Genomic DNA, 13595 nt, shown 5'->3' with positions numbered 1-13595 from the left:
CCCATGCGTGGCGAGCATTTCATTCCGTTCCGTAAGACGGACATTGTGGCGATGTGCGCCGAGGAGTCCGGAGACCGAGACGCGTTCCTCGGTTTTGCCAGCATGCTCAGCAGCGTGCTGCACCACCGGTTCCACGAGCGGATCGAAGCGCTTAAGGATGCCTACCATCCGTTCAACCCGGAAGCCGACACCCGCACGGTAAAGCCACTCACCGATGACGAGCGCGCAGCGGCCAGACAGCGGCTGGAAGCCGAGCTCGCCGCCCTGGCGAAAGCCGCCAACTACATCGAAGGCGACGCGGCCGAGATCGACCGGGCGTTCACGGAACACTCGCTGCTCAAGGTGCGGCTGACCGCCAACCTCGATGCCGTTGACCGGCTGATGTTCTTCCGGCGTGGGGAAAGGACGGTGACGCGCGAGATCCCGTTCCTGTTCGGGTTCCGCAAACGGACTGTCACGCTTATCGAATACGCCCGTGTGCTGGTCTACGCCACGTTCAAGGACGCGAGCCACTTCGAGGGCACCGACGTGGACCGGCTGCCCTTCCGCCCAGGTTCGACGATCATCAAGCTGTTCCAGAACGTCCCCCGCGACGATCTGGAGATGGTGTTCCCCAACGTTCAGGTGCGGATGCGGCGCATCGACAAGTGGCTCATCGGCGTTCCCGCTCTCGTGTCCGGGATCTTCATGATCGCCACCAAGCTCATCACGTCGTTTGGCTTGCTGCTATTGCTCGTCGCGTTCTGGTTTGGCCTGCGGCGCGAGCCGGTGCCCATCGACCAGACGTCGCTCCTGTCCCTCGGGATCGGACTGGCCGCGATCGGTGCCTACCTCGTGCGGCAGATCTCGAACTTCAAGAACCGCAAGATACTGTTCATGAAAGCCCTGTCGGAGAACCTCTACTTCCGCAATCTGGACAACGACGCTGGCGTGTTCCACCACCTGCTCGATGCCGCGGAGGAAGCCGAAGTCTCCGAAGCTGTTCTGGCATACCACTTCTTGCGCAAGTCGCCAGACCCGTTGGTGGTGGCCGGCCTTGACCGCCAGATCGAGCAATGGTTCTCGGCCCGCTGGGATGCCCAGGTCGACTTCGAGGTCGAGGACGGTTTGCGCAAGCTCCGGCAGCTCGGCCTCGTTTCTGAAGACCCCGAAGGGCGCCTGACCGCTATTTCGCTGACAGAGGCCCGGATGCGGCTAGGCAAGGTGTTTAGCGAGGTGGCCGAAGTGCATCTACCCGCGCAACGGACCGGTCAAGCTGTGCTTCAGTGAGCCGGCCCGACTTGACGAGGGCGACGACGTGGTTCACCGTCGCCTCAACGACGTTGGGGTCGTAGGTCTCTTGATTGCACATAGTGAGCAGGTCAACGCCTGCTTCGAAGGCGAGGGCGACCGCCTCGTCGCGATCGCCAAAGCTCTTGATGGCGACCGCTTGCATGTCGTCGGTCACGACCACCCCGTCCCAGCCGAGTTCGCCGCGCAGCAAGCCGGTCACCACGGCCTTTGACAGCGACACCGGCTTGCTGGGGTCAAGCTGACGGTTAAGGAAGTGCGCCACCATCACCATGTCGGTGCTGCCGTTGGCGATCAGGCGCTGAAACGGCACCAAGTCACTGCGCTGCCAGGTGTCGCTGATGTCGACGACCTCGAAATCAGTGTTGCCGGTCGCGCTGCCGAAGCCGGGGAAATGCTTGATAGACGTGCGCACGCCGCGCTCGCGATGCTGCCGGACCTCTTCGGTCGCGCACTCGACCACGACATCGGGATTGTCCGAAAAGCTGCGTTCGAGCCGGGCGATCGCTGGATTGTCCGGATTGGACGCCAGGTCCACGACCGGAGTGAAGTTGACGTTGGCGCCAATGGAGGCCACCATCCCGGCGATGCCAGCGGCCCATTCCCTTGTCACATCAGGGGAATTGATGGCACCGATCTCGGCCGCCGACCTCGTGGCCGGGAATCCGTTGCGCGGGCTGAGCCGCGCGATCTGGCCGCCCTCCTGGTCAATCGAGACCAGCAGCTTGCGGCCTGGCGCGGCATCAGCCAGTGTCTTGACGAGAGCCGTGACCTGCGGCGGGGAGATGATGTTGCGAGTGCCACCGGTGATCTGATCGCGGTCAAACAGGATCACGCCACCAAGGCCCTGCTCGGCTATCGCCTTCATGATCCAGTCATCGGGTGTGACTTGCTCACCGCGGAATCCGACGATGAGCAAACTGGCGATCTTCTTGCGCAGGGCGGCTTCATCGAAAGCACTCGCTATGGGCACTGGCGCTGGGCTCGGATTCTGCGTCGCCGTTTCGCTACAGGCGCTTACCCCGGCCGCGAGTGCGGCCGAGAGCAATCCCCGGCGCGTGAGCCGTTCCACCCAGCCAACGTTAAAGCAGCTGCGCTCGCCCGGCAGCGATTTCGTCGGACAGCACGTCCCACACCCGCTCCGAGCCCAGGCCGACGATCGGCCAGCGCCTGCCGCACCCGCAGCGTGCATCAAGCGGCCGCCGCGGGTGGAATCCCGAGAACTGCAAGGTCGCGGTGGTTCCACAGTCGGGGCAGGCCACCACGTTCTTGTTCACGGTGACCGGCTTCAGAGTGAGCAGTTCGAACGGGTACTCGAGGCGGTGCCCTGGTTTTTGCGTGACGATCGCGGCACGGGCGCCCTGTGGCAGGCCGTGGTCGCCTTGGCGCACCTCGCTGACCCACGTGCTCACGTGACGGGCCACGTCATCGCGGTTGGCAGGCGCACCGAGCGCCCGCACGACCAGGCTCGTCAGGTCGGCGACGTCTAGTGGGTCACCTGCCCTCACGTGCGCGTCCAGCGCCTGGCGCACCCGGCCGGGCAGCGTGGGCCGCTGATCAGTGCCGCTGAACAACGGAATCGGTTCGTACTGCTCGCGTTGCTGGCGCCGCATCTGTTCCGGCAGCAGGGGAAGCGACGGGTAGTCGTCATCCTCTTCGACCATCTGCTGGGTGCGGATGGTGGTTCCTTCGCTTGCTTCGGGTTGCGGCTCGGGCGCCGGTTCGGTGGGCGGCACGAATTCGGCCGCCAGTTTGCGTGGTGGCGCCGCGGGTTCTGGCTCAGGCTCTGGTTCCGGATCGGACAGTTCCCGGCGGAGCCGGTCGAAAACCGCATCAACTTCCTGGGCCGTGGGCTTTTCTTCGATGAGTTCCGGTCCGCGGGGCTCAGGCTCCTTCTCTTGCGGCGGGTACTCAGTGAGCCCTGGCAACTGCGGCACATAGTCTCCCCTGCGCGCGGCCTTAACCTGACCGCGAGCCTGGATCTCGACCAGTTTCGCTTGCTGTTCCTCGCGCACGAGCATCGCCCCGCCGAGCCGCCGCTGACGGCGCGCCTCGCGCGTGTCCTCCAGGTGCGTCAAGGCATTGCGGACAGTGGGCCGCAACTGTTCCCGGGGCGGGTTGACGATCCAGGCCCGGCGCGCGGCGAAGGTCGAGAACGGAGCGTAGAACCAGCGCTGGCCGAACCTTGGGTAGCGGCTCTTGAGCGCGACCTCGTCGTCATAGGCCGCCATGAACTGCTCCAGCAGCTCATGGAACATGGCCATGCCCGCGAAGGACAGGAACGCCAAGTAGAGACCGGCCCACAGCGACCACTCCGAGCGGCCGTGAACGAAGTTGAGCACGGCGCTCATCGCCGCCGCCGCTAGCACGATCTTGTAGGCACGCCCCGGATGGCGGCCACGCTTGACGGCGACGAAGGCCCACGCGCCAAAGCTGACCGAGATGCCGTCCAAGCTGAGCGGCACGAGCATGTTCGTCCAATGTGTCCAGTGCATGACGTCGGCGGCGAAGCCGGTCAGGCCGAGGAACGACACGCCCATGACAGCGAGCCAAACCAGCACTGATGGCACGAGGGCGGCGAGGAAAAGCGCTGTGTCCTTAGCCTTTTCCCGTTTTGTCAGATAGAGCTCGGGATGGGCCAGGCGACGCCCACGCCGCTTGCCAGCGGCCCGCGCCAGGGGCACGCCGAGCAGCAAACTGAGCGTGAGAGTGCCGGTGACCAGCACCATCACCCAGGTAGGCACCGCCCCGCTGGTAAGCAGATCCAAGCTCATGCGCCTATTTTCCGGTGCGCTACTCGATCTCGCTTGCCGGGGGCCTCATCGTAAGTTAGGTTACCCTTACCTAACTTTGGAGGACACCGTGCCACTGACTCCCGCCGAAATCGCCCGGACGCTCGCCACGGGGCGGCTCGCCGGGACGGTTCGCGTCGCTGACAAGCCCGATGGCCTGCAGACTGTCCACGCGGTCGACGGACGCGGTGACATCCTCATCCTCGCGTCACACGGCAGCGAGCTCGGCCAGGCGCTGCGAGACGCCGACGATCTCGCGGCGGTGCTCGCCATCGAAGACGTGCCACCGTTCGACGATTCACCCCATCTGGGTACGGTCTGGATCGCCGGCTGGGTCAGCAGGCTGACCGGTTCGGCCGCGCGGGAGGCCGCGCTGGAATTCGCCAGTGTGAACCCCGTCGACCGGCTGCTCGACGTCGGCGTGAGCGCTGATGTGTTCCGGATCGAGACCGCTGAAGTGCGCCTTACCGACGACGACGGCACTGACGAGATCGAGGCTGAGGCGTTCGCCGCCGCCGCGCCGGATCCGTTCCACGCCGACGAGCACAGCCTTCTGCTGGACCTTCGCGACCATCACCGCGCTGATATTGCGGCCGCCGCCGAAATGCCAGAGGCGCACCTGAAAGCGGTGCGCCTCGACAGGTACGGGCTGATCGTTCGGGTCAATGACACCGATCTGGCCCGGCTGGAGTTTCCTTATGCCGTCAGTGGCCCGTGCTGCATCACGCGGATTCTCGGCTTCGGCCACCGTGCGGTCAGCTGACTCCCACCAGTTCTTTCTCCTCGGCGGGCTCCTGCTCGGCGGTCTTGAGGCCAGCGCCCTCGACGTCCACGTTGGGCAGGATCTTGCCCAGCCAGCGCGGCAGCCACCAGGCGGCTTTGTCCAATAGCGACATGACCGCCGGGATGATCGTCATGCGGACGATGAAGGCGTCCACCAGCACACCGAAGGCCAGCGCGAACCCGATCGACTGGATGAGCGGCTCACCGGAGAAGACGAACCCGCCGAACACACTGATCATGATGATCGCGGCGGCTGTCACCACCCGTGCCCCGTGCCGGAATCCACTGATGACGGCCCGCTGAGCCGGCATGCCGTGCACGAATTCCTCGCGCATGCGAGTCACCAGGAACACCTGGTAGTCCATGGCCAAGCCGAACAGGATGCCGATCAGCAACACCGGCAGCATGCTCATGATGGGCCCGGTTTCCTTGACACCGAACACATCCGAGAGCCAGCCCCACTGGAACACGGCCACCACCGCGCCGAAGGTCGCCGCGACGCTGAGCAGGAAGCCCAGGGTCGCCTTGAGCGGCACGAGGATCGACCGGAACACGAGGATCAGCAACAGGAACGCGAGCCCAACGACGACAAGCAGGTAGGGCACCATCGCGTCGTTAAGGGTCTGCGAGATGTCGATGTTCAGCGCGGTCGGGCCGGTCACCGAGACGTTGCCGAGGCCGGCGTGGTCGCGGATGGCGTGCACCAGCTCGGTTGTCGACTCGTCATTCGGGCCCTGAGCCGGGATGACCGCGAGCAGAACGGTTCCACCGTCGGGGCTGACGCCGATCGGGCTGACGTAAGCGACGTCCTTAATGGACTGGATCGTGGCTGTCGCCTGGCCGATGACCTCTTGCGGGTTCTTGCCCTGAGCGTCGACGACCAGCGTGAGCGGACCGTTGAAGCCCGGCCCGAACCCGGCGCTGAGCATGTCATAAGCCTTGCGCTGCGTGGTGTCCACAGCGGCCATGCCGTCATCGGGCAAACCGAGACGCAGGTCCGCCGCTGGGATGGCGAGGGCTCCGAGACCCACTAGAGACAGGATCAGCACGGGCCACCGGAAGCGAACGACCAGGCGAGCCCAGCGCTCTCCCATCGGCGTCGGTCCCGAGTCGGACTCCGGGTCCGGAGTGGACCGTCCCAGCGCGACCTTCTTACCCGCGAAACCGAGCAGGGCAGGCAGGAGCGTCAAAGCGACGAGCACGGACACCGCGACCGCGGCCGCTGCGGACAAGCCCATGGAGCCCAGCATCGGAATGCCAACCACGGTGAGGGCGGCCAAGGCGATGATGACGGTCAGGCCAGCGAACACCACCGCTGAGCCAGCGGTCCCGACGGCACGGCCAGCGGCCTCGGCACCGTCCTTGGTGAGCCGCATTTCATGGCGGTAGCGCGTCACGATGAACAGGGCGTAGTCGATGCCGACCGCGATGCCCAGCATCAGGGCCAGGATGAGGCTGTTGGCGTTGATGTCAGCGAAGTTCGCGGCCAGGAGAAGTCCTGCCGTTCCAATGCCGACACCCACCAGAGCGGTCAGCAGCGGAAGGCCTGCCGCGATAAGGGAACCAAGCGTGATCACGAGCACGATCGCCGCGATCGCGATACCGAGGACCTCGACGATGCCCGTCTCCGGGTTTGCCCGCAGGGCGTCGCCGCCGAACTCGACGGTCAGCCCGGCTGCCCGGCCGGATTCAGCGGTCGCGAATAGCGCTTCGCGGTCTTCCTCAGTTAGTTCGGGTCCCTGGATGGTGTAGCTGACCTGAGCGAAGGCGTACTTCCCGTCCGGGGAGATGGTCTTTGCCGTGAACGGGTCGAGAACCGAGTTGACCTCGGGCGCCTTGGCTGCTGCTTGCACCACCTGGGCGATAGCCGCCTGGCTCGCGGGATCCATCACGGTCTTGCCCTCGGGCGCGGCGAAAACGATCCGTGCCGTGGCGCCACCGGCGTTGGCCTGCGGGAACCGGTCGCTGAGGTCATCGATCGCCTGCTGGGCTTCGGTGCCCGGGATCGAGAAGTCGTTGGAAGTCTTACCGGCGAATGTGGCGGCGCTCACGCCGAGCGCGACAATAATGGCCGCCCAAACGCCAGCGACAAGCCATCGCCGACGGAAGGAAAAGCGGCCGATGCGATAGAGGAACGTCGCCATGACGTGGGCTCCCAGGGTGCAGAAGGGTGAAGTGCAACGCTTCTGAAGCTAGCCGATCGGCAAGGCTAAAACTAGCCGAACGTAAAGTTCATCACTTGCCGTTCGGCTAGCTTGACTTATGACCTAGAGTTCACCTTGATCTCGCGATGAAGGGAGTCCCGGCCGTGAGCGAGGCGAATACCCGTGAGCGTCTGCTCAACGCGGCGCTGCGGCTGTTTGCGATGCACAGCTTCGCGGGCACCTCATTGCAGATGATCGCTGACCACCTCGGAGTGACCAAAGCGGCGGTCTACCACCATTTCCGCACGCGCGACGACATCCTGACCGCGGTCGTGCAGCCAGCGCTGCTGGAGCTGCGCGAGCTCATCGACAAGGCCGAAGCCCAGCGCACGCCAAGTGCCCGCATGGACGTGCTGCTAACCGGCTTCGTCGACATGGCGGTCCGTCACCGCAAGCTCATCGCCATGATCGGGATGGACCCGGGCGTGAACCACGCCCTGGGCACGCACCCGGACATCGTTGAGCTGTTCGGCAAGCCACTTTCCCTGCTCGCGGGAAATGAGCCCAGCCCCGGCGGCGAGATCAACGCCAGTCTCGTGCTGAGCGGCATCGCCTGCACCGCGTCGTCGCCTCTGCTCACCCACGTCGACGATGACACCTTGCGCGAACAGTTGCTCACGTCGTGCCGGCGGCTCCTCGGCCTGCGGCCTCGCCGCCTCACCGTGGCGCCGTAAAAGAAGCGGAGTTTGTCAGACCGCTTTTATAGGGTTCAGGGCATGGGTGATCGGAGCGTTTTCCGGGGACCGTTGCGTCCCTTCCTCCGCGGGCAATACCGGCTTCTCATCAGTTCCGTCATCATGTCCCTATTCGCCGCTGGTGTCTGGCTGATCGCTCTCGTCTGGCAGATCATCGCTATGGGCGGCGGCCCGGCACAGCTCTCGGTCGTCGCGGCCGCCACGGCGGCAGGCATGCTGGCGTCCACTTTGCTCGGCGGTGTGCTGGCCGACCGCATCCCCCAGCGCAACATCCTGCTCGTCGTCGCCGCGTCCCGCACGCTGACCGTCGCGTTCATCGCCGCGCTAGCGGTCGCCGGCTCGGTGAAGTTGTGGCAACTGGTGGTCGCCGGGCTCGTGATCGGCGTCGGCAACGGCTTCACCTATCCCGCCTACTCGGCCTTGCTGCCCTCGATCCTTCCCGCCGAAGAGCTGATGGCCGCCAACGGTGTTGAGGGCATGCTGCGCCCCACCGTGATGCAGGCGGCCGGCCCGGCTCTCGCCAGCGCGATGATCGCCGCGACTTCACCCGCGTGGGCCATCGTGGTCGCGGCGGCGCTTGAGCTAGCGGGCGTCTTGTTCTTGCTCGTGCTCAAGCCGGTGCCGCTGCGTGGCGACCGTGCGCCCAGCGACTTGCATCCCGTGCGCAGCACGCTCATCGACTTGCGTGATGGGTTCGTCTACATGATCCGGACACCTTGGCTGCTCGCGACGTTACTGTTCGCCTCGGTGCTCATCCTGCTCATCATGGGCCCGATCGAGGTGCTGGTGCCCTTCGCGGTTAAGGACCGGGCGGGCGGCGGTCCCGGCGAGCACGCCATGGTGATGGCCGCGTTCGGCATCGGCGGCGCGATTGGCTCACTAGGCATGGCGTCGTTCCGGATGCCACGGCGCTACCTGACCATCATGAACCTGTTCTGGGGCGCGGGCTGCCTGCCCCTGGTGCTCGTCGGTTTCGCGAGCGAGGTCTGGGTCATCGCGGCCGCGGTTTTCGTCGTGGGCATTTGCTTTTCCGCCCCGATGGTCATCTGGGGCACACTGCTTCAGCGCCGTGTGCCCGCGCACATGCTCGGCCGGGTGTCGAGTTTGGACTTCTTCGTCTCGCTGGCCTTCATGCCCGTCTCGATGGCGATCGCCGGCCCGGTCAGTCTCGCGATTGGTGTCAGCACGACTTTCGTTCTCGCGGGCGCCCTGCCGACACTGATCGCCGTGCTGGCCATCGTGCTGGCGAAGATGCCCAAAGACGAGCTGGCCCATCCGCTCGACCTCGTGCCCGAGGAGCAAGCCGCCGAGCTCGCCGACGCGACGAGCGATCAGCCTGCTCCAAGCGCTCTGGCCAAGTCCAAGCTCGACTGATGACAGACGAGCGATGGCTCTCACGCGTCAGAAGTCTGCTGGCGAAGGCCGAGAGCACGGAGTTTCCAGACGAAGCCGAGGCGCTAACCGCCAAGGCGATGGAGTTGATGGCGAAATACGGCGTCGAAGAAGCGCTGCTCGCCGCTTCCCTGCCGCATCGGCAAACCATCGTCGACCGGGTGATAACCGTTTCCCCGCCTTATATTTCGGGCAAGCAAACCCTCGCTCACATCGTCGCCAGTCACCTCGGCTGCCGCACGATCACCATCGGCGACAAGTTCCACCTGTTCGGCTATGCGGGCGATTGCGAACGCGTGGAATATCTCTTCACCTCGCTGCTCGTGCAGATCTACACCGGGCTGGCCCGCGCGCCGCGTCCAGCCCGGGAAGGGTTGCGCGCCTTCAGGCACAGCTGGATCGCCGGCTTTACCTCCGCCGTCAGCACTAGGCTGTATCAGGCCGCTCGCCAAGCCGAGGCCGAGGCGGCCGCTCCAACCGGGGTCTCCGTCGCCCTCGTCCTGGCCGATCGCGGTGACCAGATCGAACAACGGATCTCCGAGCAATATCCATATCTGAAGGTTCGCAAGCGATCCAGCGGGCAGTCGAGATCTGGTTACGACGCCGGAGCCGCGGCCGGCCATAACGCTGATCTCGGCGGCACCCGCATTACCCGTGCCTGACCTAAACGGTTAACGGGCGCAGACGGAACGGCCTTTGCTGCGGTAGAGGACCAGTGGGGCCGTGTCGCTGAGCGAGAAAGCGCCGAAGAAGTCAGGCCGGCAGTCACCGTTCATGTCGGCCATCTGAATGTTGTGCAGCTTCTGGGTGCCCAGAACCGTTGGGGTGAAAGACAACGGGGCGGTCTGCCGGTAGATGAGAAACCGGCCCTGGCCACGGTACTCAGAAGCCACGATGTCGACACTGCCGTCACGGTCGATGTCGGTGAGGATGAAGCCGTGCACGGAATCCAGGCCGGTGTCGACGACAGTCTCTGTCCACGATGGACCGGTGAACCACGACAGCTTTCCCGGCTCCTCAGAAACGGAAAGCACGATGTCGGCGTGTGAGAACTTGACCGCCGCGTAACCGGCCCAGTCGGCGAACTTGTGCACCGGCCATGTCGCGTTCGCGATGTCGCCGCCGGGGTTGCGCATCCAGCGGCCGCCGACGATGAGGTCTTGCAGCCCATCGCCGTCAACGTCAGCGACCTCTAGCCCGTTGAGGCCGATTTCCGGGTCGACGGTGAACAACGTCCACTTAGCTGGGTTGTCCTGAAGGTAGACATATACCGTGCTGTGCGATTCGCCGCGCATGGCGATATCAAGCCTGCCGTCGTCGTTGAGGTCGGCGACGACGACGTCGTGGGTCATGTTGAGGTTGCCAGCGAAAAGGGCGTGCGGAGCCCAGGAGGCGCCGTTCTCGTACCAGGTGACGCCGATGATCACGTCGACATCGCCGTCGTTGTCGAGGTCAGCGGCGGCGCTGCCGCTCTCACTGAGCGCGGTTTCGGCGATGACGTGCCGGGTCCAATGCGGATTCTCGTACCAGACGACAGGCCCGTTGCGCCCCGAGACGATGAGGTCCATCCGGCCGTCGCCGTTGAGGTCGCCGGCCGCCTTCATCCACGGCTGCGGCTCCGTCGCCGGATCGACAATCACCTCTTCATAGGCGAAGGTGCCCGGCGGCTCGGGCGTCGGCCCGAACAGGTGGGACATGCCCTGTGACGCCAGCCCAAACGCGGCCACACCTGCGGCGAGCAGCGCACACGTCAGCACAGCCGCCTTCTTCACGCGATGAACCATACGGCAGTTAGCCCATAATCGGCTTCCACCGTGGGTATAACGAAAGGGTGAAACCTAGGCGGTTCGTGGTTCAGCGGCACCGGGCACGCCGGCTGCACTACGACTTTCGCCTGGAGATGGACGGCGTGCTCGTGAGCTGGGCGGTGCCGAAGGGCCCGACGCTCGACGCGAAGGCACGGCGGGCCGCCTTCAAAGTGGAGGATCACCCCCTGAGCTATTTCGACTTCGAGGGAGTCATCCCGTCGGGTCAGTACGGTGCCGGTGACGTCATCGTCTGGGATGTGGGCACCTACGAGGCGAAGGAACCCGACCCGGGCGAGGCGGTCGCCAACGGCGAGATCCACGTCGATCTGTCGGGCGAGAAGTTACAGGGCCGGTTCGTGCTCGTGCGCACGCGCAGCGAGAAGGACTGGCTGATGTTCCACAAGAACGACGAGTTCGCGGTGGACGGATGGGACCCCGAGGACTATCCGCGTTCGGTGCTTAGCGACCGCACCAACGATGAGGTCAAGGCGAATCCGGCCCGCATTTGGGATTCCGAGCACGAAGAGGAGTTCGCCGAGCTGGATTCCTTTCGTGCCAACGGTAAGTGGCACATCTTCGGCCGCGAACTGCGCGTGACCAATTTGGACAAGGTGCTGTTTCCGGCCCGGCGCGGGGAAAAGCCAGTCACCAAACGGGAGTTCCTGCGTTACACCGCTCAGATCGCACCCGCGCTCACGCCTTATCTGGCCAACCGAGCGCTGAATCTGCATCGTTTCCCCAATGGTGCTGACACCAAAGGGTTCTGGCATAAGCAGTTGCCCGATCACGCGCCGGACTGGGTCGGCCGGTGGGACAATCCTGAAGCCGATCCGGGAGAGACGCGCACTTATCTCGTCGTCAATGAGCCTGCCGCGCTCGTGTGGGCGGCCAACTTTGGTGCCCTGGAATGGCATCCGTGGACTTCGGAAATCTCAGAGCCGCGCCTTCCCTCGTACGCCCTCATAGATCTTGATCCTGGGGGTAAGACCTCGTGGGAGGACTTGCTCGTGCTGGCGCGGTTGCACCGCACGGCTTTCGAGCATCTGCGGCTCAAAGCCTGTGCCAAGGTGACCGGCCGCCGCGGCATTCAAATATGGGTACCCATAAAGCCCGGCCCTAGCTTCGAGGAAACAAGAGCGTGGGTGGAGCAACTGTCCAAAAACATCGGTGCGGTCGTCCCCGAGCTGGTGAGCTGGAAGTGGCAAAAGAGCGACCGCGCGGGCTTGGCACGCCTTGATTACACGCAAAACGCGATCAACAAGACCCTTGTCGCGCCCTACAGCACACGTCCCGCTGCGGGCGCTCCGGTTTCCGTGCCGATCGCCTGGGACGAGCTCGACGATCCCGAGCTGCGCCCGGACGGATTCACGATCCATACCGTGCCGCAACGTCTTGCTGTCAAAGGCGATCCGTTCCGCGATGTCCTCAAGCACACGCAGCGGCTGCCGAAGCTGACGTGATGATGCGCGGGAGCACGACCCGCGCATCATCATGGCGTCGCCTTAAACGCGAGTCACCCGCACCGCGTCGGCGATGACGTAACCCGTGGCGCTCGTCCAGCGGCTCACGCCGACGAGGTCACGGTCACCGGCGGCGAGACTGAAGGTGCCTAGCGACTTCCAGGCGCCACCGCCGCTGCGCTGGTCGACGTGGACGGTCTGATTGCCGCTGGCGGTGGCGATGATGTGCGGCGCGGAGCTGCAGTAGCCAGCGTCGGCCGGGTGCCACACGTCCACGCGGTAGTTGCCCGCGCTGGGAATGTTCACCTTGAACCAGGCCGCATCGCTTGCCAGCACTGGGTTGGCGAACCGGTAGTCGGCGCCGTGACGCTGCGCCGAGAACGTGGACGTGCCCCAGTTGGCACTGGCGGTGAAGCGGCCCGCCGTGGCGTTGTCCACAGTGGACGTATACGTCGGCGGCGGCGCGCTGAGCCCCAGGTACTGCGCGATGCCCTGAGCGTGCCCATTGGCGGTGGCCGTCAGGAAGCTGGCGTTCTTGAGCAGATTCGCGTCAGCGGTGGTGTCGATGAACAGGTTTTCCGTGAGCACAGCGGGCATGTTCGACTCACGCAGCACGTGGAAGTTCGCGGTCTTCTTACCCCGGTCCGTCACCGAACCGACCGTCCGCATACTCGTGATGATCTTCGAGTGCAACGCGTTGTGCAGGTTGACCGTCGCCGTGTCCGCCGTCGGGTAACGGTAGCTCTCGAAGCCCGTGCCACCACCGGAGTTGATGTGGACACTGACGAAGATCGCAGCTCCCCAGGCGTTGGCGTCATTGGTGCGGTAGTCGAGGCTGCGGGTGATGTCGGTGGTGCGCGACATGCGGATGTCGACGTCGTAGTTCGCTTGCAGAATGTTGCGTACCTGCAAAGCGATGTTGAGGGTCAACGTCTTTTCCTGCAGGCCATTGGCGACGGCACCGGGATCGGTGCCGCCGTGACCGGGGTCAATGTAGATCTTCGGAGGAGCAGCGTTCGCTACGCCCGATACCGCCCATGGGGAGATAGCGGCTCCGGCCGCGGCGGCAAGAAGGGTGCGCCGCCGGGCCAAGGGGTGATTGACCATGTGTACCTCTCACGTGGGGGATGTGTTAAGGGTTCACGGCGCGACTATAACTAATGTCAAAGAA

The 13595-nt window shown here is 64.8% G+C and carries 11 protein-coding genes; 6 read left to right on the top strand and 5 right to left on the bottom strand.

Features of this window, described 5'->3' with window-relative positions:
- Positions 1-3 precede the first annotated feature (3 nt).
- Positions 4-1269: a TMEM143 family protein gene (locus A3E1_RS42340; protein ID WP_020523989.1), complete on the top strand. Its 1266-nt coding sequence runs from the start codon at positions 4-6 to the stop codon at positions 1267-1269.
- Here the strand turns inward: A3E1_RS42340 and A3E1_RS0127370 are convergent.
- Positions 1208-2362 carry a glycoside hydrolase family 3 protein gene (locus A3E1_RS0127370; RefSeq protein ID WP_245571398.1) on the bottom strand — a complete coding sequence of 385 codons (1155 nt, stop codon included), beginning with the start codon at positions 2360-2362 and terminating at the stop codon, positions 1208-1210. The genes A3E1_RS42340 and A3E1_RS0127370 overlap by 62 nt on opposite strands.
- Before the next feature lie 10 nt (positions 2363-2372).
- Positions 2373-4064, bottom strand: coding sequence for a DUF2637 domain-containing protein (locus tag A3E1_RS46695; RefSeq protein WP_020523987.1), 1692 nt, complete (start codon positions 4062-4064; stop codon positions 2373-2375).
- Between the two features lie 88 nt (positions 4065-4152).
- Here A3E1_RS46695 and A3E1_RS42335 point away from each other — a divergent pair, with 88 nt between their 5' ends.
- On the top strand, positions 4153-4845 hold the full coding sequence (locus tag A3E1_RS42335; RefSeq protein WP_020523986.1) for a hypothetical protein: 693 nt from the start codon (positions 4153-4155) through the stop codon (positions 4843-4845).
- Here A3E1_RS42335 and A3E1_RS0127355 read toward each other — a convergent pair.
- Positions 4838-7009: an MMPL family transporter gene (locus tag A3E1_RS0127355; protein ID WP_020523985.1), complete on the bottom strand. Its 2172-nt coding sequence runs from the start codon at positions 7007-7009 to the stop codon at positions 4838-4840. The two genes, A3E1_RS42335 and A3E1_RS0127355, sit on opposite strands and share 8 nt — an antisense overlap.
- Positions 7010-7173: 164 nt before the next feature.
- Between A3E1_RS0127355 and A3E1_RS0127350 the strand changes: the two genes are divergently transcribed.
- From A3E1_RS0127350 to A3E1_RS0127340, 3 genes are read left to right on the top strand one after another with little or no spacing between them, the layout of a single operon-like run.
- Entirely contained in the window at positions 7174-7743 is a 570-nt protein-coding gene (locus tag A3E1_RS0127350; protein ID WP_245571396.1) for a TetR/AcrR family transcriptional regulator, read from the top strand.
- A gap of 42 nt (positions 7744-7785) precedes the next feature.
- Positions 7786-9138 carry an MFS transporter gene (locus tag A3E1_RS0127345; RefSeq protein ID WP_020523983.1) on the top strand — a complete coding sequence of 451 codons (1353 nt, stop codon included), beginning with the start codon at positions 7786-7788 and terminating at the stop codon, positions 9136-9138.
- Positions 9138-9818, top strand: coding sequence for a DUF2786 domain-containing protein (locus A3E1_RS0127340; RefSeq protein WP_020523982.1), 681 nt, complete (start codon positions 9138-9140; stop codon positions 9816-9818). Before A3E1_RS0127345 ends, A3E1_RS0127340 begins: the two co-directional genes overlap by 1 nt.
- A 9-nt stretch (positions 9819-9827) precedes the next feature.
- Here A3E1_RS0127340 and A3E1_RS42330 read toward each other — a convergent pair whose 3' ends face one another.
- The gene (locus A3E1_RS42330; protein ID WP_169454448.1) at positions 9828-10928 is read right to left on the bottom strand and encodes an FG-GAP repeat domain-containing protein; all 1101 of its coding nucleotides are present in this window, start codon (positions 10926-10928) and stop codon (positions 9828-9830) included.
- A 59-nt stretch (positions 10929-10987) separates the two neighbouring features.
- Here A3E1_RS42330 and ligD point away from each other — a divergent pair, with 59 nt between their 5' ends.
- Positions 10988-12424: a DNA polymerase domain-containing protein gene (ligD, locus tag A3E1_RS42325; RefSeq protein ID WP_245571394.1), complete on the top strand. Its 1437-nt coding sequence runs from the start codon at positions 10988-10990 to the stop codon at positions 12422-12424.
- Positions 12425-12466: 42 nt separating this feature from the next.
- Here the strand turns inward: ligD and A3E1_RS48045 are convergent, their stop codons facing one another.
- Entirely contained in the window at positions 12467-13531 is a 1065-nt protein-coding gene (locus tag A3E1_RS48045) for an N-acetylmuramoyl-L-alanine amidase (protein WP_020523979.1), read from the bottom strand.
- Positions 13532-13595 lie beyond the last annotated feature (64 nt).

This window comes from Catelliglobosispora koreensis DSM 44566 (assembly GCF_000379685.1).
GTDB lineage: Bacteria > Actinomycetota > Actinomycetes > Mycobacteriales > Micromonosporaceae > Catelliglobosispora > Catelliglobosispora koreensis.
This window is presented reverse-complemented; position numbering and strand designations above follow the sequence as displayed.